The 24,952-nt window shown below is 63.1% G+C and carries 28 protein-coding genes; 16 read left to right on the top strand and 12 right to left on the bottom strand.

The window, feature by feature from the left end:
• Positions 1-13 precede the first annotated feature (13 nt).
• From GNZ12_RS25650 to GNZ12_RS25625, 6 genes are all read left to right on the top strand, one after another.
• Positions 14-1,411, top strand: coding sequence for a UbiD family decarboxylase (locus GNZ12_RS25650; RefSeq protein ID WP_172314967.1), 1,398 nt, complete (start codon positions 14-16; stop codon positions 1,409-1,411).
• The gene (locus GNZ12_RS25645) at positions 1,408-2,022 is read left to right on the top strand and encodes a UbiX family flavin prenyltransferase (protein WP_172314965.1); all 615 of its coding nucleotides are present in this window, start codon (positions 1,408-1,410) and stop codon (positions 2,020-2,022) included. Before GNZ12_RS25650 ends, GNZ12_RS25645 begins: the two co-directional genes overlap by 4 nt.
• A gap of 49 nt (positions 2,023-2,071) precedes the next feature.
• Positions 2,072-3,184 carry a CobW family GTP-binding protein gene (locus GNZ12_RS25640; RefSeq protein WP_172314963.1) on the top strand — a complete coding sequence of 371 codons (1,113 nt, stop codon included), beginning with the start codon at positions 2,072-2,074 and terminating at the stop codon, positions 3,182-3,184.
• A 163-nt stretch (positions 3,185-3,347) separates the two neighbouring features.
• A complete protein-coding gene (locus GNZ12_RS25635; protein ID WP_172314961.1) occupies positions 3,348-4,694 on the top strand; it encodes a nucleobase:cation symporter-2 family protein in 1,347 nt (448 codons plus the stop codon).
• Between the two features lie 90 nt (positions 4,695-4,784).
• Entirely contained in the window at positions 4,785-6,164 is a 1,380-nt protein-coding gene (locus GNZ12_RS25630; RefSeq protein WP_216673362.1) for an amidohydrolase family protein, read from the top strand.
• A gap of 42 nt (positions 6,165-6,206) precedes the next feature.
• Complete coding sequence (locus GNZ12_RS25625) at positions 6,207-6,938, top strand: maleate cis-trans isomerase family protein (RefSeq protein WP_172314957.1); 732 nt, start codon at positions 6,207-6,209, stop codon at positions 6,936-6,938.
• Positions 6,939-7,034: 96 nt separating this feature from the next.
• Here the strand turns inward: GNZ12_RS25625 and thrS are convergent, their stop codons facing one another.
• Together thrS and GNZ12_RS25615 are read right to left on the bottom strand one after the other, a co-directional pair.
• Entirely contained in the window at positions 7,035-8,324 is a 1,290-nt protein-coding gene (gene thrS / locus GNZ12_RS25620; protein WP_268959055.1) for a threonine--tRNA ligase, read from the bottom strand.
• A gap of 251 nt (positions 8,325-8,575) precedes the next feature.
• Positions 8,576-8,971 carry a lysozyme inhibitor LprI family protein gene (locus GNZ12_RS25615; protein ID WP_172314952.1) on the bottom strand — a complete coding sequence of 132 codons (396 nt, stop codon included), beginning with the start codon at positions 8,969-8,971 and terminating at the stop codon, positions 8,576-8,578.
• 164 nt (positions 8,972-9,135) lie between these two features.
• On the opposite strand from GNZ12_RS25615, the gene GNZ12_RS25610 reads away from it, so the two are divergent.
• Entirely contained in the window at positions 9,136-9,621 is a 486-nt protein-coding gene (locus GNZ12_RS25610) for a GNAT family N-acetyltransferase (RefSeq protein WP_172314950.1), read from the top strand.
• 37 nt (positions 9,622-9,658) lie between these two features.
• On the opposite strand, the gene GNZ12_RS25605 is transcribed toward GNZ12_RS25610, so the two are convergent.
• On the bottom strand, positions 9,659-10,243 hold the full coding sequence (locus GNZ12_RS25605; protein WP_074289290.1) for a flavin reductase family protein: 585 nt from the start codon (positions 10,241-10,243) through the stop codon (positions 9,659-9,661).
• Between the two features lie 126 nt (positions 10,244-10,369).
• Here GNZ12_RS25605 and GNZ12_RS25600 point away from each other — a divergent pair, with 126 nt between their 5' ends.
• Positions 10,370-11,026 carry an aspartate/glutamate racemase family protein gene (locus GNZ12_RS25600; RefSeq protein ID WP_172314948.1) on the top strand — a complete coding sequence of 219 codons (657 nt, stop codon included), beginning with the start codon at positions 10,370-10,372 and terminating at the stop codon, positions 11,024-11,026.
• Between the two features lie 6 nt (positions 11,027-11,032).
• Positions 11,033-11,839 (top strand): aminoglycoside phosphotransferase family protein, encoded by an 807-nt coding sequence (locus GNZ12_RS25595; protein WP_172314946.1) that lies wholly within the window; start codon positions 11,033-11,035, stop codon positions 11,837-11,839.
• Positions 11,840-11,893: 54 nt separating this feature from the next.
• Here the strand turns inward: GNZ12_RS25595 and GNZ12_RS25590 are convergent, their stop codons facing one another.
• Both GNZ12_RS25590 and pdxR read right to left on the bottom strand, forming a co-directional pair.
• Positions 11,894-12,226 (bottom strand): hypothetical protein, encoded by a 333-nt coding sequence (locus GNZ12_RS25590; RefSeq protein ID WP_172314944.1) that lies wholly within the window; start codon positions 12,224-12,226, stop codon positions 11,894-11,896.
• A 224-nt stretch (positions 12,227-12,450) separates the two neighbouring features.
• The gene (gene pdxR / locus GNZ12_RS25585) at positions 12,451-14,022 is read right to left on the bottom strand and encodes a MocR-like pyridoxine biosynthesis transcription factor PdxR (protein WP_172314942.1); all 1,572 of its coding nucleotides are present in this window, start codon (positions 14,020-14,022) and stop codon (positions 12,451-12,453) included.
• A 108-nt stretch (positions 14,023-14,130) separates the two neighbouring features.
• Here pdxR and GNZ12_RS25580 point away from each other — a divergent pair, with 108 nt between their 5' ends.
• The gene (locus GNZ12_RS25580; protein WP_172314940.1) at positions 14,131-14,871 is read left to right on the top strand and encodes a GNAT family N-acetyltransferase; all 741 of its coding nucleotides are present in this window, start codon (positions 14,131-14,133) and stop codon (positions 14,869-14,871) included.
• Positions 14,872-14,980: 109 nt separating this feature from the next.
• On the opposite strand, the gene GNZ12_RS25575 is transcribed toward GNZ12_RS25580, so the two are convergent.
• Positions 14,981-15,517, bottom strand: coding sequence for a GNAT family N-acetyltransferase (locus GNZ12_RS25575; protein ID WP_172314938.1), 537 nt, complete (start codon positions 15,515-15,517; stop codon positions 14,981-14,983).
• Between the two features lie 259 nt (positions 15,518-15,776).
• Between GNZ12_RS25575 and GNZ12_RS25570 the strand changes: the two genes are divergently transcribed.
• Complete coding sequence (locus GNZ12_RS25570; RefSeq protein ID WP_172315099.1) at positions 15,777-16,448, top strand: VC0807 family protein; 672 nt, start codon at positions 15,777-15,779, stop codon at positions 16,446-16,448.
• Between the two features lie 9 nt (positions 16,449-16,457).
• On the opposite strand, the gene GNZ12_RS25565 is transcribed toward GNZ12_RS25570, so the two are convergent.
• Complete coding sequence (locus tag GNZ12_RS25565) at positions 16,458-17,324, bottom strand: LysR family transcriptional regulator (protein ID WP_172314936.1); 867 nt, start codon at positions 17,322-17,324, stop codon at positions 16,458-16,460.
• Between the two features lie 124 nt (positions 17,325-17,448).
• Here GNZ12_RS25565 and GNZ12_RS25560 point away from each other — a divergent pair, with 124 nt between their 5' ends.
• The 5 genes from GNZ12_RS25560 (at position 17,449) to GNZ12_RS25540 (ending at position 21,513) form a co-directional block, all read left to right on the top strand.
• The gene (locus GNZ12_RS25560) at positions 17,449-18,393 is read left to right on the top strand and encodes an AEC family transporter (RefSeq protein WP_172314934.1); all 945 of its coding nucleotides are present in this window, start codon (positions 17,449-17,451) and stop codon (positions 18,391-18,393) included.
• Positions 18,394-18,511: 118 nt separating this feature from the next.
• The gene (locus GNZ12_RS25555) at positions 18,512-19,351 is read left to right on the top strand and encodes an AraC family transcriptional regulator (RefSeq protein ID WP_172314932.1); all 840 of its coding nucleotides are present in this window, start codon (positions 18,512-18,514) and stop codon (positions 19,349-19,351) included.
• Between the two features lie 229 nt (positions 19,352-19,580).
• Complete coding sequence (locus GNZ12_RS25550) at positions 19,581-20,546, top strand: quinone oxidoreductase family protein (RefSeq protein ID WP_172314930.1); 966 nt, start codon at positions 19,581-19,583, stop codon at positions 20,544-20,546.
• A 55-nt stretch (positions 20,547-20,601) separates the two neighbouring features.
• Entirely contained in the window at positions 20,602-20,778 is a 177-nt protein-coding gene (locus GNZ12_RS25545) for a DUF1427 family protein (protein ID WP_074290155.1), read from the top strand.
• 156 nt (positions 20,779-20,934) lie between these two features.
• Positions 20,935-21,513, top strand: a complete 579-nt coding sequence (locus tag GNZ12_RS25540; RefSeq protein ID WP_172314928.1) for a DUF4337 domain-containing protein — start codon at positions 20,935-20,937, stop codon at positions 21,511-21,513.
• A 71-nt stretch (positions 21,514-21,584) separates the two neighbouring features.
• Here GNZ12_RS25540 and GNZ12_RS25535 read toward each other — a convergent pair whose 3' ends face one another.
• The 5 genes from GNZ12_RS25535 to GNZ12_RS25515 all read right to left on the bottom strand — a co-directional run bounded on the left by GNZ12_RS25535 (position 21,585) and on the right by GNZ12_RS25515 (position 24,885).
• Positions 21,585-22,862 carry an RNA polymerase sigma factor gene (locus GNZ12_RS25535; protein ID WP_172314926.1) on the bottom strand — a complete coding sequence of 426 codons (1,278 nt, stop codon included), beginning with the start codon at positions 22,860-22,862 and terminating at the stop codon, positions 21,585-21,587.
• A 4-nt stretch (positions 22,863-22,866) separates the two neighbouring features.
• Positions 22,867-23,274, bottom strand: coding sequence for a VOC family protein (locus GNZ12_RS44570; RefSeq protein WP_172314924.1), 408 nt, complete (start codon positions 23,272-23,274; stop codon positions 22,867-22,869).
• Between the two features lie 94 nt (positions 23,275-23,368).
• Positions 23,369-23,896, bottom strand: a complete 528-nt coding sequence (locus GNZ12_RS25525) for an SRPBCC family protein (protein WP_172314922.1) — start codon at positions 23,894-23,896, stop codon at positions 23,369-23,371.
• A 62-nt stretch (positions 23,897-23,958) separates the two neighbouring features.
• Positions 23,959-24,372, bottom strand: coding sequence for a YciI family protein (locus GNZ12_RS25520; protein ID WP_172314920.1), 414 nt, complete (start codon positions 24,370-24,372; stop codon positions 23,959-23,961).
• Positions 24,373-24,537: 165 nt separating this feature from the next.
• Positions 24,538-24,885 (bottom strand): YciI family protein, encoded by a 348-nt coding sequence (locus tag GNZ12_RS25515; protein WP_172314918.1) that lies wholly within the window; start codon positions 24,883-24,885, stop codon positions 24,538-24,540.
• Between the last annotated feature and the right edge of the window lie 67 nt (positions 24,886-24,952).

Below are 24,952 nucleotides of genomic sequence, written 5' to 3'. Positions count from 1 at the left end.
GACGGAGTTCACCATGGCGGATAACCTCTTCCGCGCCACGCAGGATTTTCATCGCTTCGCACAGGCGTATCGCGAGCAGTATTCCGACGATGTATTGACCATCAAACAGCCCGTTGCCGCGGATCAGGACGTCACCGCTATCGTGGCCGAATTGGCCGCGCGCGGACGGCATGACATGCTGATCTGCGAAAAGGTCGACGGCATTGCGACACCGCTGGTCACCAATTTCTTTGCTTCACGTACCCGCATTGGGCGTTTGTTCGACGTCGATGCGTCAGGCCTGTTCGACGCTTACCAACACCGCGTGAACGCGCCTGTCGCACCTGTTTACGTTCCGACCGGCCCCGTTCTCGACCAGGTTATCGAAGGCGAAGCCGTCGATCTCGCGCAACTGCCGATGATCCGCCACTTCGATACCGATCGTGGCCCGTACATCACCAACGCGGTGATCATTGCCGAAGACCCAGTGACGGGCGTCGCCAATCTCAGCTATCACCGTTCAATGCGGCACGCCCGCAACGCGCTCGCCACCAGCCTGCATTCACGCGGCCACCTCTGGCGCATGCTGCAAACCGCTCAAGCACGCGGCGACACGCTGAAAGTCGCGATGGTGATCGGCGCACATCCGCTGTTCATGCTGGCCGCCGCGGCGCGCGTGCCCTTCGGTACCGATGAGCGCGCAATTGCTGGCGGTTTGTTTGGTGCACCGCTGGAACTGGTGCGTACGCCGCGTTACGGCATTGGCGTTCCCGCTTCCGCTGAGTTTGTCCTTGAAGGCACGATCGATCCGGACGCTCATGCAGAAGAAGGCCCGTTCGGCGAATTCACCGGCTATTCATCGGACCGCTCCACCAATAACGTGCTGCGCGTCGACACGATGATGCAGCGTAACGATGCATGGCTCGTCGATGTCGTCGGCGGCCCATATGCCGAGCATCTGACACTCGCTCGCTTGCCACGCGAAGCGGAAATGAGCGAGAAACTGAAGGCGCGCTTTCCTTCCGTCACCGCGCTGCACTATCCGAACTCGGGCACGCATTTCCACTGCTACGTCGCGCTGAACCAGACACGCGACGGTGAAGCGCGCCAAATCATGCTCGCATTGCTCGGCTGGGACCCGTATCTGAAGAACGTGGTGGCGGTGGATAGCGATATCGACATCACCAACGATTCGCAAGTGCTGTGGGCCATCGCCACGCATTTTCAGCCCCACCAGGACGTGTTCATTGTCGATGGGTTGCCGGGTAGCCCACTCGATCCGTCATCGTCTGCGGCGGGCACGACGTCGCGTATGGGTATCGACGCAACACGCGGTTCCCATTTCGACGGCATTCGCGCGAAGATCAGCGAGCGCGCTGCGCAACAAGCGCTTGAGATTCTGAACCGCGCCGCCATCGGAGCCCAGCAATGACCCCACGGCGACTGGTAGTCGGCATCAGCGGCGCGTCCGGTTTCACGTACGGCGTGCGCCTGCTGCAACTGCTGCGTGAACTCGACATCGAGACGCATTTGACCGTCTCGCGCAGCGCTCTGCTGACGATGACGCACGAAACCGACTACAAGTTCGCCGACGTCAGCGCCCTCGCCAGCTTCACCTACCGTTGCGACGACATGGCAGCGGCCATTTCCAGCGGTTCGTTCCGCTCGCTGGGCATGATCGTCGCGCCCTGTTCGATGAAGACACTTGCCGAAATTGCCAGCGGGATGTCGTCAAACCTGATCTCGCGCGCCGCCGATGTCACGTTAAAAGAGCGCCGCCCGTTAGTGCTGCTGGCGCGTGAAACCCCTTACACGCTGGCGCATCTGCGCAACATGATCGCCGTCACTGAAATGGGCGCGATCGTCGCCCCACCTGTCCCGGCGTTTTACGCGCGCCCTGTTTCGCTCGACCGGATGATCGACCACACGCTTGGCCGCGTGCTCGATCTGTTCGGCCTGGAAGCGGGCACCGTCAAACGCTGGCGAGAGGCTGAAGTAGAAACCGCATCACAAGAAACGTCACAAGCACCGCATACCGCCTGATAGCCGAACCGCACGAACCGCAGTACGAACGAAGAAACGGAGACGAGCCATGAATCACATTCACACCACCCACAACGAAATCGAGAAAATCCCCGTCACGGTGCTGACCGGTTTTCTCGGCGCCGGCAAAACGACGCTGCTCAACTACATCCTGCGCGAGAAGCACGGCCGCAAGATCGCGGTGATCGAGAACGAGTTCGGCGAAATCGGCATTGACGGTGGCCTCGTGCTCGAATCGACCGAAGAGATCTACGAGATGACCAACGGCTGCGTGTGCTGCGTCGGTGCTGTGCGCGAAGACCTGGTGCGGATCGTGCGCATGCTGGTGGAAAGGCCGGACCGGCTCGATCACATCATCGTCGAAACGAGTGGGCTCGCCGATCCGTATCCGGTCGCACAGACTTTCTTCCTCGACGATCCGATCGCGAAACAGGTGACGTTGGATGCGGTCGTCACGATGGTGGATGCGAAGCATATCGCCGCGCACCTGGACGATCTGGTGCTCGACGGCAGCGACAACCAGGCGGTCGATCAGATCGTCTGCGCGGACCGTATCGTGATCAATAAAGTCGACCTGGTGACGGCGGAAGATATCGCTTCACTAACACAGCGTATTCGCGGGTTGAATGCCACTGCGGAGATCGTCGAATCGAGCTATGCACAGATCGACCTGGACAAAATTCTCGGTATCGGCGCGAATGAGTTCTCGCAGATTCTCGTGGAGGCTGACGGCTTGCATGAAGAAGAGCACAAGCACTCGCATGAGGAAGCGCATCACCACGACGACCATGAAGCGCATCACGATCATGAACACGCCCATCATGATGAAGATCACGCCGACCACCAGCACGACGAAAGCGTGTCCTCGGTCGGGATCGAAGTGGATGCGGACATTGATCTCGATGCGCTGCAAGCCTGGCTCACTGAAATGCGCGAGTCCGATGCCACCAACCTGTTCCGCATGAAAGGCATTCTCGCCGTGCAAGGCCAGTCGCACCGCTATGTGCTGCAAGGCGTGCACAACGTCATCGAATTGCGCGCGGCGCAAGTGTGGGGCACTGAACCGCGCTCATGCCGCATTGTATTCATCGGACGCGATCTCGATCGCGCCGCGCTGACCGACCGCTTCCATGCCTGTCTTGCCGTGCCGGTTGCGGCCTGACGGGAGATCCGGTCGGCGCGCGAAGTGATGCTGCACGGCTAGGCCCTGCGGCGCGCTCCGATCGACAACGATAATCGCTGTGCATGGGACCGGAGTAAGTGCTTTGCATGGGACCAGAGTAACGCGCTAAAGCGCGAACTCTGGTCGACACTGGAGACACGTCATGAACACCGCCATACACCCCGTCGATCGGATTCTGCCGAAGCGCCAGATGATCACGCTCGGTTTGCAGCACATGTTAGTGGCTTATATCGGCGCGATCGCTGTTCCGTTGATCGTCGCGTCGGCACTGAAGATGTCGCCGGCCGACACGACCGTGCTCATCAGCACCGCCCTGTTTTGCTCAGGCATCTCGACGATCTTGCAGACCGTCGGCGTCTGGAAGTTCGGCGTGCGACTGCCGATTCTGCAAGGCGTCGCGTTCAGCAGCGTCGGACCAGTGATCGCGATCGGCATGAGTCGGGGCGTCGGCTTTGCCGGCGTGTGTGGCGCGGTGATTGGCGCGGGTCTCTTCACGATGTTCGCCGCGCCCCTGGTCGGACGCTTACGAAGATTCTTCCCACCTGTGGTGACCGGTTGCATCGTGACCGTGATCGGTTTGCAACTGTTCCCTGTTGCGTATCAATGGGCCGGTGGTGGCGAGGCCGCGCAACAGCAGTTCGGTGCGTTGCCCTTCCTGAGCGTCACGCTGTTCGTTGCGGTGGTGATTCTCGCGATCAACCGCTTCGCCGGCCCGTTCCTGCGCAATCTCTCAGTGCTCATCGGTTTGATCGCAGGCGGCATTCTCGCCTGCTCGCTCGGCATGGGCAACTTCACGAGCGTGAGCGCCGCGCCGTGGTTCACGATGCCGATGCCGTTCCACTTCGGCACGCCCGTGTTTTCGCTGGTGCCGGTGCTGACGATGATCGTTGTGATGGTGGTGCAAATGGTCGAATCGATGGGACTGTTCGTCGCCATCGGTGGCATCGTCGGCAAGGACGTGAGCGAGGAAGACGTGGTGCGCGGCATGCGTGCGAATGGTCTGGCGAGCGCGATTGCCGGTATGTTCGCGGCGTTCCCGTTCATCGCCTTCATGGAGAACGTCGGTCTCGTGATCCTGACTGGCGTGCGCAGCCGCTGGGTGGTGGCGATCAGTGGCCTGCTGATGTGCGTGGTGGCGCTGGTCCCGAAGATTGGTGCGGTAGTCGCATCAACGCCCGCTGCGGCCCTCGGCGGCGCGGGCATTGCGATGTTCGGTGTGGTGGTGGCAGCCGGTATTCAAACCTTGGCAAAGGTGGACTTCGAGCACAATCGCTACAACGTGCTGATCGTCGGCTTCACGATCGCCACCGCGCTGATTCCAGTGATGGCGCCGCAAGTCTTCAAGCATATGCCCGACTGGACACAGCCGTTCCTGCATAGCGGCGTTGTGCTGGCGTGTCTGGTGTCGGTCGTGTTGAACGCGGTGCTGAACGGCGCGCATGAAGAAGAAGCAAAGATTGTCGAGACGCACAACCTGGTACGCGAATAAGCGACCCAGACAGTAAGACGAGCGCGGCCGGCGCGCCTCCCTGGACCGACGGTCGCTTCGCGGTAACTGAAAGGACATTGAATCGTGAGCATGCAAACTGAAGCGTTGCTGATCAAGAACCCTGTCGCGGTGATGAGCGGCCGAAGTGGTAATAACGCGCGGCTGGGTCAAGTCGATCTGCGGATTCGCAACGGCCGGATTGAGACCATCGCCCCTAATCTCGAACCGCGCGCCGATGAACGCGTGATCGACGCGCGTTCATGCGTCGTTTATCCGGGCTGGGTGAACACGCATCACCATCTGTTCCAGAACCTGCTGAAAGCGGTGCCGTCCGGCATCAACGCCGATTTACAGGAATGGCTGGCCGCCGTGCCGTATCCGCGTCTGGCGCGTTTTACGCCGGACCTCGCGCGCGTCGCTGCACGTTTGGGGCTTGCCGAGTTGTTGTTGTCCGGCGTGACCACCTGCGCCGATCATCACTACCTCTATCACGCCGAAGGCACCACCGAAACCGGCGATCTGCTGTTCGACGAAGCGGCATCGTTCGGCATGCGCTTCGTGCTGTGCCGTGGCGGTGCATTGCAGGCAGCAGGCGATCACCCGGGTTTTTCCAAGGTTGCGCTCAAGCCGGAAACGCTCGATCAGATGCTCGCGGACATCGAACGCCTGAAGTCGCGCTATCACGATGCGGGCGACGCCTCGATGCGTCGCGTGGTCGTTGCACCGACCACGCCGACATTTTCGCTGCCGCCGGAACGGCTGCCGGAAGTCGCTCGTGCGGCGCGTCGCATGGGCTTAAGGCTGCACACGCACCTCTCCGAAACGACGCGCTACGTCGACTTCTGCAAAGAGCGCTTCAACAAACTGCCTGTCGAGTTCGTCGCTGATCACGAGTGGCTCGGGCCGGATGTCTGGTTCGCCCACCTGGTACATCTGCAGCCGAGCGAAATAGCGATGCTCGCGGAAACCGGCAGCGGCTGCTCGCACTGTCCGGTAAGCAACGCGCGCCTCGGCAGCGGCATTGCGCCCGCGCCGCAGATGGCGGCGGCAGGCGTACCGGTGTCGCTGGCGGTGGATGGCGTGGCGTCGAACGAATCCGGCAGCATGACCAACGAGGCGCACTTCGCATGGCTCGTGCATCGCGCGGCCCAAGGGGCGTCGGCGACCACCGTCGAAGAGATCATTCATTGGGGCAGCGCGGGCGGCGCCGGCGTGCTCGGTCTCGATGCCGTCGGCACGCTCGAGGTGGGCATGGCAGCGGACTTCGTCCTGTACGACATCAGCGATCTGCGCTTCAACGGTTTTCACGACGTGGCGGTGGCGCCGGTGACAGCGGGCGAACCGGCTCGTGTGCGCTACAACGTGGTGAACGGCCGCGTGGTGGTGGACAACGGCGTGATTCCTGGCCTCGATCTCGAACAGCTTCGTTATGAAGCGGCCGAAGGCGTAAAGCGGCTGCTTGCCGACTAAGCCACTCACGCACGCAAGCAAACACCAAAGGGACACGTCGCGATGCAACACAGAAGAATCCGGCTCGGCATGCTCACGCCTTCGTCGAACACGGCGCTAGAACCGATCACCGCGGCGTTGCTAAGCGAACTGCCGCACGTCAGCGCGCACTTTGCGCGCTTCACAGTCACGGAGATCGCATTGTCGGAGCAGGCGCTCGGTCAGTTCGACGCAAGCCGGATTCTGGCGGCCGCGCGTCAACTGGCCGATGCACGGGTCGACGTGATCGGCTGGAGCGGCACGTCGGCGGGATGGTTGGGATTCGAGCGCGATCAAGCGTTGTGCCGCCAGATCACCGAGGCGACGGGCATTCCCGCGACGACCTCCGTGCTGGCGCTCAACGAAATCTTCGATAAAACGGGGGTGCGGCGGTTTGGTTTGGTGACGCCGTATATCGACGATGTTCAGCAGCGGATCGTACGTAACTACGAGAAGCTTGGCATTGAATGCGTGGCGGAACGGCACCTCGGCTTACAGCACAATTTCAGTTTTGCCGAGGTGCCGGATACGCAATTGGCGATCATGATGCGTGAGGCGGCGTTTGCGAGGCCGGATGCAGTGACGACGTTCTGCACGAATCTTCATGCCGCGCATCTCGTGCGGGCGTTTGAGATGGCCACCGATATTCCCGCTTATGACACGGTGGCAACCGTGGTGTGGAAGTCGTTAAGAATGTTGGGGGTGGATACGACGCCGATTAGAAGTTGGGGCAGGTTGTTTGAGGAAGTGGGTTGAACGCAGCCAGATTCAGGGATGCGGATGAGGCCTTAGAACCGAAGAAATAGACAAAGCTTAAGGGCACGGGTCAGTGCGCCCTTAAGCGGCCATGCTTTATGGTTTCAACTGCGAGGTGGGCGGCAGCGCAGCCAGCCGCAAGTGCTCGACACCCTCCGCGAGCGCAAGCGTCGACTGTTGCCCGTCACGCAGGCGAATGCTGATCGTCCGGTCGCGCTCATCGCGCGAACCGACCGCGACGAGAATCGGCACCTGTTTTTCCCTTGCGTCGACGATCTTCTTCTCCAATCGCTCGGGTCCGCTGTCGAGCAACGCCCTGATGCCGGCTTCTTCAAGTGCCTGCATTACTTCTTGCGCGTAAACCGCGTTCGCGTCGCTGATCGTCGCGACCACGACCTGCTCCGGCGCGAGCCACACCGGCAGCCATCCTTCGTGATGTTCCAGCAGCATCGCGATAAAACGCTCCATGCTGCCGAGCACCACGTGATGAATCATCACCGGCCGCTCGCGTTCGTTGCGCTCGTTGACGAACTCCGCGTCAAGCCGCTCGGGCAGCACGAAATCGAGCTGGATCGTGCCGCATTGCCAGCTGCGTTCACGGTTGTCCGTCAGATGAAACTCGAGTTTCGGACCATAAAATGCACCCTCGCCTTCGAGGACATCGAATTCGAGACCCGCTGCCCGCGCTGCATTTGCCAGCGCCTCTTCCGCGCGATCCCACGTCTGGTCGTTGCCCGCGCGCATCGCGGGCCGCGTGGCGAGCGCTACTTTGAAGCCGGGAAAATCGAGGTCCGCATAGACCGCGCGCAACAGCGAACAGAAGCGACCGACTTCGGCTTCGATATGCGCCTCCGTGCAGAACACATGCGCATCGTCCTGCACGAACGCACGCGTACGCTTGAGCCCCTCAAGCGACCCGGAAGGTTCGTCACGATGACACGCGCCGAATTCACTATAACGAACCGGTAGCTCGCGATACGACCGCACGCGCTGGTTGAACACCTGCACGTGACACGGACAACTCATCGGCTTCAGACACAACGCGCGTCCTTGTTCCGCATCGCGTGGTTCCGCGCCGCCTTGTTCCAGAAGGCCTTGTTCGGCGTCGGAAACCGAATACATCGCCGCGCCAAACTTCTCCCAATGGCCGCTTTTCTCCCACAACGAGCGCGCCAGTAATTGCGGCGTGCGGATCTCGCGAAAGCCCGCACGCCGCATGCGGGCGCGAATATAGTCTTCCAGCACGCGGTACAACTCCCAGCCGCGTGGGTGCCAGAAGACCATGCCGGGGCCTTCTTCCTGCTGATGGAAGAGGTCGAGTTTATTGCCCAGTACACGATGATCGATATCGTTCACAGTCATGCTCCGTTTGGTTTGATGTCGCAAATGCTGCAGATCGATGCCGCAAACGGAGGTCCAGAAACGCCAAAGGCCCCGTCCGTTTCCGGCGGGGCCTTTGGTGGTCTGCCACAGCTTCTTGCTTCTAGCGTGCGCAACCCCCAGACGACCCGCCTGTGAAGGTGGTCGTCGTGGTGGTGACGGCAGCGAAGGGAATCGAGTGGAAGTCCATGGATCGACAGTAAACGAGTTTGTGAGGGAACGTCAATCGCAATCTCGACGCGCGCCGGTTTGCGCGGTCACTGCTGGCCGCAGCCGATGACACCTTCTGCACAGTGCAATTGCTCATCGAGCAGCTTGGTTTGCGCTTCTGTGAGGCGGCTCAGGCAGTACGAGTGAATCATTGGCTGGGCGCTGTAGGGTGTCGGAGACGAAGTCAGGAACTCGCATTGCGCGTCGCGATAGGTGACCCATGCGCGCTCAGCCTTCTGCAAACGCGGTTTGCCTTGCGGGCTGACCTTCTTCAGCAACTTGCTATAGGTCTCGTTCAGTTTCTTGTCGGCCGCCTGGTAGTCGAGGTCGGCGCACTGGTTGAGCGAGGCTTGGTCGGATGCGTTTTTACAATCGATGGTTTCGGCATGGGCATGGATGCTCAGAATCAGAAAAGACATCGCAAGGATGGGCATTCGCTTCATCGAAGAGCCTCGAGGCGGTTGTATGGTGTGAGTCGGCGGCTATCTGCGTGCTTGGCGTCACTACCCGGCAGCCTCAGTCCCACGTACTATAGCGGCATAGAAGATTGGCCGCCGCGCATGACGGCCCTTTCGATCCACCCTCCAGACCGACCGAGCACTGCACCTTGACCATTCACATCCGCCACGCCCACATATCCGACGCAGCCTTGATTCTCCGCTTTATCACCGAACTCGCGGTGTATGAAAAAGCGGAACACGAAGTTGTCGCTACCGTTCAAGACATTGAAACAAGCCTGTTCTCCGCCACGTCCACCACGAAGGCTTTGATCTGCGAAATAAACGGCGAGCCGATCGGCTTTTGCGTCTATTTCTTTTCCTATTCGACGTGGCTCGGCAAACAGGGGCTCTATCTGGAAGACCTGTACATATCGCCGACATCGCGCGGCAGTGGCGCGGGCAAACAGATGCTTCGCCACCTCGCGCAAATTGCATGCGAAACAGGCTGTGGGCGCTTCGAATGGAGCGTGCTCGACTGGAACGAGCCGGCAATCGGCTTCTATGAATCGATCGGCGCGAGCGCGCAAAGCGAATGGGTTCGCTATCGGTTGGCGGGGGATGCGCTCACGGCGTTTGCTGAGGGTACAGAGTAAGAGGTCGCCAGGACGCTAACGCGTCGCCGCCGCGTGGTTAATCCCCTGCCCCGCTCGCTACCGGCTCGACTTCGAACGCGTCGCCCGTAGCGAAGAACGTCCCGCCCGCCACGTAGTGGCACGTACGCAGATCAGGGTCGTCACCGAAATGCCAGCGGTTGTTCGAATAGACGCGGCTGTCCGCGTAGGCGGCAACCACTTCGCCAATGATCAGATCGTGCCGCTGGCTATCGTCGGGAATGACCTTGCATTCCATCCACGTGATGCAGCCGGCCAGCATCGGCACATCGATTTCTTGCGCGGGAAACGTCTCGAGGTCGAAGGCCGAGAACTTGTCGAGTTCAGCACCTGCGTTCGTGCCCACCGCCAGCGTCTGCGCGGCAAATCCGCGGCTCGGCAGCTGCAGCCCGAACACGCCGCTCGCTTCGATCAGTTGCCGTGTGAGCGTACGGCTGTCCACTACCACGACGACCTTCGGCGGGGTGAAATCGAGCGGCATCGCCCACGATGCTGCCATCACGTTCGAGCGGCCGCCGTGCGCGCTGGTAATGATGGTGACGGGTCCATGATTCAGTAACTGCGTGGCCCGCGACAATGCGACGGGTTCCCGGGTGACTTTCATACGTGCTCTTCCGCGTCAAATGAATCCGACAGATTGTAGCGGGGACGCGCGAAACGGGTGAGGCGGGCCGTCACGTGCGCCGTTTCCAGGCGAGAATGCAAAACGATCAAACCCGTTGGAGAAACCGTGCGCATCGTCTGCTTGCATACTGCTGACAGCAATATCGCCCTGTTCGACGCGGCCGCCCGCGCCGCCGGATTTGAGGCGCTCGAGTTGGCACATGTGGTCCGCGCCGACTTGCTCGCCGCCGCTGAGCAGGCTGGCGGCTTGACCGACGCGATCGCGGCGCAAACCCGCAAGGTGCTCCTCACGCTGACGGACAACGCACACGCCGTTTTGCTCAACTGTTCGACGCTCGGCCCGTCAGTCAACGACGCCCTCGCCGCGCGAGCCGCACCGGTACCCGTTTTGCGGGCCGATGCCGCGTTGGCTCAGCGCGCGGTGGAAGGTGGTGGCAAGGTTGTCGTGCTATGCACCGTATCCACCACACTCGACCCGACCACCAGCCTGTTCGCTCAAGCCGCCACGCGTACTGCCGCGGATGTCGAGGTTCGGTTGGTTAGCGGCGTGTGGGACCGTTTCAGAGCAAACGACACAGCGGGCTATCTGTCCACGATCGCCACCGCTGCGGACGCGGCCTACGAAAACGGCGCGGACGTCGTGGCGTTTGCGCAAACATCGATGGTCGGTGCGGCCTTATTGGTCACGGGTGGGGTGAAACCTCTGACCACGCCGGCCATCGCCCTCGCCGCCGCGGTCCACGCAGCCACGCTCGCAGCCTGAAGCGCGATGTTCGCCGAATACATCGTCAAGTGGGACTTGCTGCCGGACGGTGAGCCGATCCGCACGCATAGCAGCCGCCTGCTGCCGGTGCGCCAGCATGGCGTCGCCGCGATGCTAAAAGTTGCGCAGGAACCCGAAGAGAAATTCGGCGCGCAGTTGATGGTGTGGTGGGACGGCAACGGCGCGGCCCGCGTGCTTGCCCATGATGCAGACGCCCTGCTGCTGGAGCGCGCCGAAAGCAATCACTCGCTAGCGGACAAAGCCCGCATGGGCGACAGTGAGGCGGACGACCACGCCATCGACATCCTTTGCGCCGCCGCTGCACGACTCCACACCCCGCGAAACAAACCCCCGCCTGAACTGATCGGCTTGCCGCGCTGGTTCCAGAGTCTCTGGCCCGCGGCAGCGCAATACGGCGGCTGGCTCGCAGACAGTGCCGCCGCCGCACAAGCCCTGCTCGCCGCGCCGCAAGACCCGGTCGTGCTGCACGGCGATATTCATCACGGCAACGTGCTCGATTTCGGCGCGCGTGGCTGGCTGGCGATCGACCCGAAGGGTCTGTACGGCGAGCGCGGCTTCGACTACGCGAACATCTTCTGCAATCCGGACCAGGCGTCCGCGCTAATACCGGGACGGTTCGAGCGGCGCGTCGAACGAGTGGCGAAAATCGCCGGACTCGAAAGACAGCGTTTGCTGCAATGGATTCTCGCGTGGTCAGGGTTGTCCGCAGCGTGGATTCTCGAAACGGGTGAGACGCCGGACATCGATATAGAGATCGGCAGCATGGCGGCCGACGCGCTGAACCGGAAGTGAGTGCCGAGATCATCAGGCGGTAGCCGGTAAGCCGCCGCCCAGAGACTCAGTCGGTCAATGCGGGGCTTTCCCGTTGGGCAGGGCGTCCAGCGGTTTGTGCTGTTCTTCGCCGAATCCAGGGAAGAACGCGTTCCACGCGGCGCGCACGCCCTGAGCCGCGGTGGCCTCCGCGCCGATCGATTCTGCCTCACCGTCGGCAGCTTTCGACGGGTCGGCGGAGAGGCCGCGCCAGTGCGTGAACACCAGTAGCGGTTTCTCGGTCCATACGCCGTCGCCATATTTCGCAAATGCCGTGTCCCCGCTCGTCAACTGCACCTCGTACCAGCCTTCACGCACGGGCGTATGGGCGGCAAGCTCAAACCAAGCAGTCGGTTCGATTTCCTTCATGTCGTCTCCGGTCGGATATATCGTCATAGATAGCCACAACAAAGGCATGCTTCATGCCCGAGCCCGATCGTGGCCCGGCAGGCGCGCGCCGCATGTCACGCGATCTTGCATGACGGCGCGCTGGGCATGACCTGCGGGTGATTCGTCGACGTCGCGCACGTCGAAATCGCCGCGCATAAACGACACGATAGCGCGACATGGGCCACGCGGACAAACGTAAAAACTTACACAGTGCGCACGCTTGTCGAGCCGGTTGCTGACCCGCTCGCCGGCTCGCTTGTCGAACCGCTTGCTGCCCCATTTTCCGACTCGCCGCTCGACTCGCCCGCCATCTCGCGCACCAGCTCGACCAGGACGCGGACAGCGGGCGCCAGTTGCCCGGCTGGCGTGCTGCCGTAGCCGATCACCAGTCCATTCGTCTCCTCGCACTGCTGCAATGCAAAACCCGACAGCGCGCGCGGATTGAGCCGCGCGGCGAGCGCGCGTTCGGCGAGGGTCAGATCGGCAATGTGCGGCGGCAAGCGAAGCGTCAGATGCATGCCGCAATTGCCCCCCAGAATCTGTGACGGCGCGAAATGCGCGGTGAGCGCATCGCGCAGCGCCTGCTGACGCTCGCGATACAAACGCCGCATGCGACCCAGATGCCGCCCGAATTCGCCGCTGTCGATGAAATGCGCCAGCGCCAGTTGCTCCAGACGATGCCCGCCGCGCAGCATCTCCTGCAACGCAACAGCCGTGTGCGCGGCGATGGCTCGCGGCAGCACCACAAAGCCGATGCGCAGCGCCGGAAACATCGTTTTGCTGAATGAGCCGACGTACAAAACCGGTGCGTCCTCGACCAGCCCTTGCATGCTGGCGATTGGCTCGCCGGTATGGCGGAATTCACCGTCGTAGTCGTCTTCGATCAGCCAGGCGCCGCAACGGCGCGCCTGCGCGATCAGCTCCAGCCGGCGCGCCACCGACAACACCGCGCCGGTCGGATACTGATGTGCGGGCGACGTGTAGATCAGCTTGGGAGGCTGCGTGCGCCAGGCGTCGGGCGGAACCGCGATGCCTTCAAGGTCGACCGGCATCGGCAGCATGGTCAGATCGCCGAGATTGAAGGCCGCCTTGGCGCCGCGATAGCCCGGATCTTCCACCCATGCGATGTCGCCCGGATTGGTGAACAGCCGCACGCACAGGTTAAGCGCCTCCTGCGCGCCTTCGGTGATCACCACCTGCGCGCCGTCACAGCGAACACCCCGCGCCATCCGCAAATGCGCAGTGATCGCGTCGCGCAGGGCCGGCTCGCCCGCCGGGTCGCCATAGCCGAGCGCGAGCGGCAACACACGCTCCATCGCACGTTCGAGCGCGCGCCGCCAGGCGGCGAGCGGAAACCGGTCCAACGCGGGCGTGCCCGGCGTCAGCGGCAGGGTGTTGTCGGCATGGGTGCGCGTCGCCGTGAATTGCTCGACGCGCGCCGCGTAAGCGACCTCCGGCGCGACCGGCAGTGTCCGCGGCTCACCGCGTGCAGAGGGGCTCGAGAGCGGACTCACGCGCGTGCCCTTTTTGTCGGCCACGACATAGCCGACCGCGGCCAGATGCTCGTACGCGATCACCACCGTGTTGCGCGACACGCCCATTTCCGCCGCCAGCAAGCGCGACGACGGCAGCAGCGACCCCGCCGGCAAACGTCCCGCGAGGATGGCCTGCTGCAAACGCTCGATCAATTGCTTTTGCAGCGGCGCGGGTTTTTCGCCGCTGCCGGCGGGGGTCGTGGCGGCCGGGTTGGCGAGTGGGCCAATGATCTCGATCATCTTGGCTGGACCTATCAAATGCTGTTCGGCTGGATCTTTTTAACATACCACGTTTGCCGTATCGTTCTCCATAAGCAGCGATCACCCACATTCGACAGGAGAGCAGACATGGAACCCACACGTAACGCTTTCGAGCAGCCGATTGGCGCCCCCGTGCCGGGCTGGAGCGGCGCCCAGGCGCCTGGCCGCGAGCCGCTGGTGGGCCGCTATTGCCGGATCGAACCGGTGAACGTGGAACGCCATGCTGCGGATCTGTACGGGGCCTACAGTTCCGCGCCCGATGGCCGCGACTGGACCTATCTGTCGGTCGGGCCGTTCGAGAGCCTCGCCGCGTATCGCGAGCATCTGACTCGTATGGCCGCATCGCCCGATCCGCTGCACTACGCTGTGATCGATCTGGCGACCGGCAAGGCAGTCGGCACGCTCGCGCTGATGCGGATCGACCGCGCGAACGGCGTGATCGAAGTCGGACACGTCACCTATTCGCCGCGCCTGAAGCGCACGCGCATCGCCACCGAAGCGATGTTCCTGCTGATGAACCATGTGTTCGACGACCTCGGCTATCGCCGCTTCGAATGGAAGTGCGATTCGCTGAATGGACCGTCGCGCACGGCGGCGCTGCGCTATGGCTTTACGTTCGAAGGGATCTTTCGGCAGGCGATCGTGTATCGCGAACGCAATCGCGATACCGCGTGGTTTTCGATCATCGACAGCGAATGGCCTGCGCTACGTCCGAGCTACGCGCGCTGGCTCGATGCCGGCAACTTCGATACGCAGGGCAAGCAGCTTGAACGGCTGGTGGACTTGATCGCGCAACAGCGAGCGGCACCGAGCAAAGGCGTTCAATAAGGCAAGCAGGCAAGCCGGTTCGCGGGCCGGCACGCGCCGGCTCGACGATTCCGAAGCTTCATAGGCTGAAGAAACTAACGAGATTTCAGACGACGTCTCGTGCGGCGGGTCACACCATCCCGGCCGCTCTCCGCAGCACGATGGTCGGCTGGCCTTTGTACGTCGTGCGAAGCTGTTCGCGGTAACCGCACTTGCGCGCGACGTTCAGCGACGGCCGGTTTTCCGGCGCGATGATGCAGGCAGTGTCGCCGTCCGGCCACTGTGCGTCGGCCCAGGCGAGTGCGGCGCGCACGGCTTCGGTCGCGTAGCCGCGATTGTGCACGGCTGGGTCCAGTGCCCAGCCGATCTCAGGCGTATCCATCAAGGAAGGCTCGATCTCGCGGTGATAGTCGGCAAAGCCGACTTCGCCCAGGAACCGGCCGCCGTCCTTTTCCCGCACCACCCAATAGCCGTATCCCAGCATCGCCCAATGTCCTGCGTAACGCAGCAGGCGCGCCCAGACTTCTTCGCGCGTGAACGGCTTGCCGCCGATATAGCGGATCACTTCGGGATCGGACCACATCGCATAGCTATCGAGGAAATCGTCGCGCGTGTGCGGACGCATGATCAGGCGGTCGGTGGTGAGGAGCGTGGGGCGGGTCGACATAGGCGGGCTGATGGTTGGCATGGACGCTTTGGGCTAGAAAGCGTTGAAACGTGGCTGGGATGATCGCAGATTTTTGGCGCGCCAGGTACGCTGCCACCATCCTGGCAGTGCTCGCGCCGCGCCGCGAACGCTGGCATGCGAAGGGGCTTCGCCCTACACTCCCTGGATACGCATGCGCAGCCACGCCGGCGCGACAAGCACGGCGAAGACCGGCGTGCGCGACTCGCACATGATTGCCACGCTCACCGCCGCTCGGTCCATGAAAGCCCGCTTGCGTTACGTCTCCGCGCTGATCGTGAACCTCGTCTTGCCGTGGCTCGCCTACCGGCTTGCGTTCCCGCACTATGGCCAACTCGGCGCACTGGTTGCGTCGGCGCTGCCCTTGATCGCGTGGATGATCTGGGACCTGGTGCGCCACCGCCATTTCGACGCGCTCAGTGCGATCGTGCTGGTCGGCATCGTGTTGTCGCTGATCGTGATGGCCGCGGGCGGCGGCTCGCGCATGCGAGCGCTGGAAGATCCCATGATCTCGGGGATGATCGGCGTGTCGTTCCTCGTCTCACTGGCCCTGCCGCGGCCGCTGGTGTTCTACCTCGGCCGCTCGACGCGGGCACGCGAAGATCATCGCAGCGTCGAAAGCTACGAAAAGCATTGGCGCGAACGTCCTATGCTTGCCGCCTATATCCGGTTGATGACGCTCGTATGGGGCCTGGGCATGACCGGGGAGAACCTCTTGCGCAGCCTGATCATCTGGCAATGGCCGAACGATCCGCGCTCGGCGCTGGCCTCTGAGGTTCTTCGCTACGGCGTCTATGCCGGCTTAACAGTCTGGACGTTCTGGTGCCGGCGGCGCCTCAAGCAGGACGCCATGCGCTATCCAGCCGAGCCAGTAGACCCAGCGGACACCACGGACCGTCTGGCGAATTCATGAAGCAGCCCCTCACGCCAGTTCGAGAAACCGCGCCAGACACGGATTGCGATTGGCGGGCGACCACGCCAGCACCTGCTCGATCAACGGCGCATCGACCAGCGGCCGGAACACCACCCCCGCGAGTTGTACCTTGCGCATCGAAGCGGGCACCAGCGCCACCCCCACGCCTTCATCGACGAGGCTGAGCACGGTCTGCTGCAACTGCACTTCAAAGCGGATATCCGGTTCGAAGCCGCCCGAGCGGCAATGCTCGAGGATGGTCGCGCGCAAGGTCGGCGCGACGTCCTCGGACGCCAGCACGAACGGCTCGCCCGCCAGTTGCGCGATTCTCAGACGCCGCGCGCGGGCTCGCGGATGGCTGCGCGACAGCGCAACGCACAAAGGCTCGCGGAGGATCGTCCGGGTCGCGATGCCCTTGTCGGGCACGCCCGGAAACATGATCGCCGCGTCGATCTGTCCGGCCAGCACTTGCGCGGCCAGATCGTTCGAAACGACCTCGCGCAGATTCAATGCGACCTCGGGAAACGCCGCGCCAAACGCACGCGCATAGCCGGGGACGACGTTGTACGCGGCGCACATCGTGAAGCCGATGGCGAGCTTGCCAGCGTCGCCGTGCGCCGCGGCTTGCGCGTTACTGACCGCCTGTTCCACGGACGCGAGGATCGCCTTCGCATCAACGTAAAAGCGCTCGCCCGCCGCAGTGAGCGTGACGCTGCGCGGACTGCGTTCAAGCAGCGTCACACCCAGGCTCGCCTCCAGCGCCGCCAGTTGCCGGCTCAAAGGCGGCTGCGACAGATTCAGGCGTGCCGCCGCCCGGCCGAAATGGCGCGTCTCGGCGAGTGTCACAAAGTAGCGTAGCGGCTTAATATCGATCACGACGCCCTCGGGCTGAATGACGATGCAGAAAAGGTATTATTGGAGACAAAAAACAGTATTGGATTGTATCAACGCAAGCCACTACGCTGGCGCATCGCTCTGTCCACCCACGCCTTTTGCACCGATGTTAGCCACCCTTGAGATTCTGCTTCCCGTGTTCGGCCTGATTTTCGCGGGCTTTGCCTGTCGCCGGCGCGGCGTGCTTGGACCGAACTCCGCGTCCGAGCTGAATCGCTTCGTGGTCTGGCTGGCGCTGCCGGCCCTTCTGTTCGACACGATGGCGCACGCCACCTGGCAGCAGCTCTATCAGCCGGCTTTTGTCGCGACGTTTTCGATCGGGTGCGTCAGCGTGTTTCTGCTGACGCTCTTCATGCGCTTGATGAGTGGCCGGCATCTGGCCGACGCGAGCGTCGACGCGATTGCGGCGTCGTATCCGAACACGGGCTACATCGGCTTTCCTCTCGGCATGATCGCGTTCGGCTCAGCCAGCCTGACGCCGACCACGATCGCCACGATCCTCGTCGCGTGCGTGCTGTTCGCGCTCGCGATCGTCCTCATCGAAGTCGGCTTGCAAACCGAACGCACGCCGCACAAGCTGGGGTTGAAAGTGCTGAACTCGCTGGCGCGCAATCCGCTGATCGTGTCGCCGATTGCGGGTGTGCTGTTCGCGAGCACTCACGTCGCATTGCCGCCAAGCGCGGAGACGTTTCTGAAGCTGCTGAGCGGTGCCGCCAGTCCTTGCGCGCTGGTGAGCCTCGGCCTGTTCCTCGCGGAAAAGCGTCCGTCCGAGGCCGGCTCGCGCGGCATCTCGCTGCTGCTGACCGCCTTCAAGCTGCTGGGCCAGCCGGCGCTGACCTGGTGGCTCGCAGCGCGCGTATTCGGGCTCTCAGCCACGCTGGTCGAGATGGCCGTCGTACTGGCCGCGTTGCCCACGGGCACCGGCCCATTCATGCTGGCCGAGTTCTACCGGCGCGAGGCGCACATCACCTCGCGCACGATCTTGCTGTCGACGGTGGGATCGGTGGTGACCCTGTCGTTGCTCCTGCTGGTGATGGGACATCGCCCGTAGGCGAGCAGGGAGAATGCACGGTTTCTGCACCGTTTCGCGCCTCACGCTATTCTTCGCACACGGACCGTCAAGGTCCGCAATCTTTGTGTGCGAACCGCAAACAGCGAACCGATCCGCCGTGTCCCAAGCCCGCCCACCCGAACTCCACGACGACGCCGAGGCCCGCTCGCTCGCGCGGCGCTATCCGCGCGGACTGCACATCGACCCGCATTCGCACACGTGGGCGCAGGTGCTGTATGCGGTGTCGGGCGTAATGTGGGTGGAAGTCGGCCGCGAAGCGCTGGTTGTGCCGCCGCAGCGCGCGGTCTGGCTGCCCGCCGGCACGGTCCACTCCATCCACATGATGAGCGAGGTAGAGATGCGCAATCTCTATCTGCACGAGCGCAACGTCGGCCACCTGAGCCGGCGTAGCGACGTGTTCGAGATCAACGGCCTGCTGCGCGAGCTCATCACGTCGATTGCGGAATACGAGCGCACCCATGCTCGCGACGAAACCTATCTCGAAGCCGCGTATCGTCTCGCGATGCTGGAGTTGGGGCACGCCCCGCGCTCGTCGCTGCGCATCGCGCTGCCCGATGCGTCGGACCGGCGGCTCGATGCGTTGTGCCGCGCGGTGATCGACAACCCGTCGATCGCGATCAGCTTCGAACAGCATGCGGCATCGGTCGGCGCGAGCGTGCGCACGCTCGCGCGCCTCTTCACGCGTGAGCTGGGGGTGGGCTTTGCCGAATGGCGGCGTCAGGTGCAACTGGCGGTGGCCGTGTCGGGCCTGGCGGAGGGACGCCCGGTCAGCAGCATTGCGCGCTCGCTGGGCTTCCAGCCGAGCAGCTTCAGCGACATGTTCCGGCGCGAACTCGGTGCGCCGCCTACCGGCTTCGATGCGAGCAGTACGCTGAGCGAGCCGGCTTCTGAAGCTTTGCCGGAGCAGGTGCGAGACAAGCTGTCCATTGACGGGTGAGCCCTTCGCGTTGTCGGCTGAACGATTCGCGCTGGCGACCGGACCACTCCTTGACGGCCGAGCAGCGCGCGCTTGCGGACAAGCGGCTCCCCGCGCGACCGGTGCGCCGACCCACGGCACGTCTTGTCCGAAATTCGAAAGTCTTTGTCTCAACGCCTTTGTATCGGCCACCTAGACTACGCCCATCGGCTGCACATAGCAGCGCAAGACCCGACAGGAGTGACACGCAATGAAAGCGATTCAGTTCAAGACGTTTGGCAACTCCGAGGTGCTGGAATACGTCGATCTGCCAACGCCCCAAGCCGATGCGGACAGCGTCGTCGTGCAGATCAAGGCCGCCTCGGTGAATCCAAGCGACGTCAAGAACGTGTCCGGCCATTTCGAACACACCGTCCTGCCACGCTCACCCGGCCGCGACTTCAGCGGCGTCGTGGTGGACGGCCCGCAGGCATGGCTCGGCGCCGAAGTGTGGGGCACCGGCGGCGATGTCGGCTTCACGCGCGACGGCACGCACGCCCAGTTCATCAAGATCCCGCTCGCCGCCCTGTCGCGCAAGCCCACCACGCTCAGCCACGCGGAGGCCTCCGCGATCGGCGTGAACTTCGTGGTCGCATGGCTCGGCACCATCGAGTACGCCCACCTGCAAGCGGGCGAGACGATTGCCGTGATCGGTGCGGGCGGCGGTGTCGGCGGCGCGGTGGTGCAGATCGCGAAAGCACGGGGCGCTCGCGTGATTGCCATTGACCGCCATCCGCTTTCCGTCGATACGCCTGCGGGCCGGCTGATCGACGACTACGTGCCGTTCGACGAAAACGTGACCGCGCGCCTGAAGGCGCTGACCGACGGTGCCGGCGCGGGCGTGGTGTACGACACGGTCGGCGGCGTCGCGTTTCAGACCGCACTGAGTCTCGTCAAACGCCGCGGCCGGGTGCTGGAAATCAGCGCCACGGGTCAACGCCGCGTGGAACTAGACCTGATTGATTTCTACCACAACGAAACGCAACTGCTCGGCGTGGATAGCGCCAAACTGGGCGTCGCCGAATCGGCGCCGCTGATGACGGCGCTGGTGGAAGGCTTCGAAAGCGGCAAGCTGCAAGGGCCGGCCATCGCGCAGGAATTTCCGCTCGAACGGGCACGCGAGGCCTACGACGCAGTGGCCGCCGGCACGCGCGGCCGGGTCGTCATCACGATGTAATGGCCCAAGCAACCGGCGGGCGTGGCTGCCCGCATTTCAGATGAGTGCAACGAACATGAAAGCGTATTTGATCTCACTCGCTGCCGGTGTCGTGGTCGGTTTGCTCTACAGCGTGATGCAGGTGAAATCGCCCGCGCCGCCAACAGTCGCGCTGGTCGGATTGCTCGGCATGCTGGCCGGCGAGCACGTCATTCCCCTCGTACGGACATGGCTGGCCATCGGCGTTCATTGAGGCACCCGACGCCGATACCTTGTCCATCACCGGGCGCCTCACGCTAAGATTGAGGCCGCCGGGCCGGCACGCAGCGCTTGCTGCGTTGCCCGCGCATGTGCCACTGCCATGCGCGCCGCCCGGCGATCACAAGAAAAGCCTGGCTCGGAGAATCAGATGTCTGAAGAATATGAAGTGCATGGTCCGCATGACCATGCGGTTGAACACGCAGGCCACCACGACGAGGATCCGTTTGCGAGCCGCATGGCCGTGATGACGGCGATCCTCGCGACGATCGGCGCACTGTGCGCCTATCAGAGTGGCAACAGCGAAAATCTGGCGCTGTACTACAAGAACGAAGCCGCGATTAAAAAGACCGAAGCGTCGAATCAATGGAACTACTACCAGGCCAAGGGCGAGAAAGAGAATCTCGCTGAACTCGGCGCGGCGCTGTCGCTCGGCAACACCGATGCGCACGCGAAGTTCATCGCCGATGTCGACAAGTACAAGCAGCAGAAAGAGCCGATTCGCGTGAAGGCCGAAGCGAGCGAAAAGGAAGTCGTGGACAATGACGCCAAGAGTGAAACGCTGCTGCACGGCCATCATCGCTGGGCGCAGGCCACGACCTTGATTCAGGTGGCGATCGCGCTGTGCGCGATTACGTTGCTGACCCGAAAGAAATGGCTGCGTAACCTATCGTTCGGTATTGCGGCCGCGGGTGTGATCACGGGTGCGCTGGCGTTCTTTTCGGCTTGATTGGGCGAACGGCGCGGCGAGTGCGGGCACCATTGGGCGTGCGTCAGTTGATACGATAAGTTGCGTACGGTTCAATGCGCAGTGCCGCGCGCAGCACGCTCTAGCAACAGCTCGCGCTCGCGGGCGTTGCGCGTCATGGCGGCGGCGCGTTCGAATTCGGCGCGCGCCTCTTCCACGCGGCCGAGTTTTTCCAGCAGATCGCCGCGCACGCTCGGCAACCAGTGATAGTTCGCGAGCGCCGCATCGGTGGCGAGCGCATCGACGATTTCCAGACCAGCCGCCGGCCCGAACGCCATGCCGACCGCCACCGCCCGGTTCAACTCGACCACCGGCGAAGGCGCCATCTGCGCCAGCGCGTCGTACAACGCGACGATCTGCGCCCAGTCGGTGTCTTCGGCACGGCGTGCGCGCGCATGACACGCGGCCAGCGCGGCCTGCAATGCATACGGACCGCCCGCGCCGCCTAACGCGTGTGAGGTGGCGAGCGCCGCCAGCCCACGGCGGATCAGCAGCGGGTCCCAGCGGCTGCGGTCCTGGTCGAGCAACAGCACCGGCTTGCCGTCGGCATCGGTACGTGAGTGGGTGCGTGACGCCTGGATTTCCATCAACGCGACGAGGCCATGCACTTCGCTTTCGTCAGGCACGAGCCCGCTCAGCACGCGCCCAAGCCGCAGCGCTTCCTCGCACAACGCCGGACGCATCCAGTCGTCGCCAGCGGTGGCCGAATAGCCTTCGTTGAAAATCAGATAGATCACCTGCAGCACCGACGCGAGCCGCGGCGCACGCGCATCCGCTTGCGGCACCTCGAACGGCACCTTGGCTGCCGACAGCGTGCGCTTGGCCCGCACGACGCGCTGCGCGATGGTCGGCTCGGGCACGAGGAATGCGCGCGCGATTTCGTCCGTGGTCAGGCCGCCGAGCAGACGTAGCGTCAACGCGACACGTGCGTCGGTGGACAGCACCGGGTGGCACGCCGTGAACACCAGCCGCAGCAGGTCGTCGCCGATATCGTCGGCGCGTGCGGCATCGAGGGTATCGACGAAATCCGGCACGAGGTGCGCCTCCAGTGCGTCGAGGTCATGGCCCAGCTCTTCGCGCTTGCGGGCATGCAGCGCTTCCTGACGCAAGCGGTCAAGGGCGCGGTTCTTCGCAGTCGCCATCAGCCACGCTCCCGGATTGTCGGGTACGCCCGCGTCAGGCCAATGTTCGAGCGCCGCCACCAGCGCGTCCTGCGCCAGTTCTTCGGCAAGCCCCACGTCGCGCACGATCCGCGCGACGTGGGCGATGACCTTGGCGGACTCAATCCGCCAGACTGCCTCGATGGCACGATGGGTGGCCGGCTTCGTCACGGGATCAGCCCGCTGCCTTGGCGTTCGGGTCCATGTAGATCAGCTCCCAGATGTGTCCGTCGATATCTTCGAAGCCGTGCCCGTACATGAAACCGTAGTCCTGCGGCGCACGCGGCACCGTGCCGCCGGCGGCGAGCGCCTTCGCGACCAGCGCATCCACCTCGCCCCGGCTCTCGCATGACAGGCCCATCAACGCCTCGGTGCTTTCCTTCGGATTGCAAAGCGACTTGCGCGTGAAGGATTTGAACAGATCCTTCACCAGCAGCATCGCGTAGAGGTTCTCGCCGAGGACCAGACACGCGGCCTGCTCGTTGGTGAATTGCGCGTCGAAGCTGAAACCGATCGTGCTGAAGAACGCCTTCGACCGCTCGAGGTCGTCGACGGCGAGATTGACGTAGATCTGCTTATGCATGATGGAATCCATTGATCCGGTTGTGTGCGCGCTCGCGCAGCGCATTGCGTCGCGGTGCGTCACAGTGCGCCGCCTATGTAGCGATCCTGCGTACTCAACTCGCCTCGGCAAGCGTTTTCAGATTGCCTAGGCCGTCTTCGAAATCCTTGCCGATCATCCGGTCCATGCTAAAGAACACCTGCATCAGCTTCGACAGAAACGGCGCGGGCCCATGCATCGCCCAGGTGACCTGAGTCTCGCCCGCCTCCGGCTTCAACTCGAATTCGGCGATGTTATGCGCTTCGAACGGCTTGATGAAATCGAGGTTCATTGTCACGCTCGACGGTGCCGCCGTGTTGGCGATCTCCATCTGCCCCGCGCCGATCTTTTCGCTTTGCCACGCATAACGCGCACCCTTGCCGCTTGGCGTGCCGCTGTATGTGCCTTGCGTCGCGGGATCCTGGCGCAGGAACGGATTCCAGCGATTGAATTGATGCAGGTCGTCGATCAACCCGTAGATCCGCTCCGGCGGCGCCTTGATGCGCACGCTGCGTTCAATGCGAAAGGTGTCGGGCCGCGTCGCCGCGTAGATGAGCACAAGACCCACCGCAGCGACGAAGGCGATCAGAATGGTTTTAAGCATGATGGAATCCTTTTGATGTGGCCGGATCGGCGCCTCGTCCGGCGCTCGGATCGGCGTCGCGATCAATGTTTGGCCGCGTCCAGTTTCTGGAAGCGCTCAAGTTCCGGGCTCGGCTCGAAGTCCTCGAGTTCATACAGTTGCCGCACTTCGATTTCGCCGTCGGCCTGCTCGCCGAACGGCGCCGGAAACCGCCGCGCCCATTCCATAGCTTCTTCGCGGGAGCGAACCTGGATCAGCGTGTAGCCGGCGATCAGTTCCTTGGTTTCCGCGAACGGGCCGTCGATGACCGTGCGCTTGCCCGCGCTGTAGCGGATGCGCCAGCCTTTCGAACTCGGTTGCAGGCCGGTTGCGTCGAGTAGCACACCGGCCTTGGCCAGTTCTTCATGGTAGGTGCCCATCGCGGCCATCAGGGCTTCGTCAGGCGGCCCGCCAGCTTCGCTGACGGCAGTCGCCTTGACTATGATCATGAATCGCATCGCAATCGCTCCTTGGGTGGCGTGGGGTAAGTGGCGAGCCGTTATCTGTTTGCTGGCTCCTTACTCACACGACGAGCGACGCGCGACCGGATCGACATATTGGTTGCCGATCCAGGGAAAACCCCAAAAAAAGAGTCGCGGGTGGGCAACCCCGGGCGAACCCGCTTACAGGAAACAGGGCCCGACTTTGCGGACTTCGATGGTGCACCACGAAGCAGCCGGGCAGGTTTGCGCGATCGCAACCGCTTCTTCACGGGTTTCACAATCGAGCAGGAAGAAGCCGCCGATCATTTCCTTGGCCTCAGCGAACGGGCCGTCGAGCAGTTTTGGTTGACCGCCACGCACCTGCACGCGCACGGCCTCGGAGGCCAGCGATTCGACTGCGAGCAGCTTGCCGCGCTCTTTGAGGTCGGCGGCAAAACGCACCATCTGGTCATAAACTTCGCGCCCCGCCTGCTCGCCGCGTTCGATGCGTTGATCCGGGGGTTCGACGATAAGCAGCATGTACGACATGGCGTCTCCGATTGATCGCGCCGCGGACGTGAACGCCAGGCCGGCGTACGAGGGCAAAAACGCGCTT

Source organism: Paraburkholderia solitsugae (genome assembly GCF_013177695.1).
GTDB lineage: Bacteria > Pseudomonadota > Gammaproteobacteria > Burkholderiales > Burkholderiaceae > Paraburkholderia > Paraburkholderia solitsugae.
The sequence above is the reverse complement of the archived record's forward strand: the minus strand, read 5'-3'. Positions and strand labels throughout refer to the sequence as shown.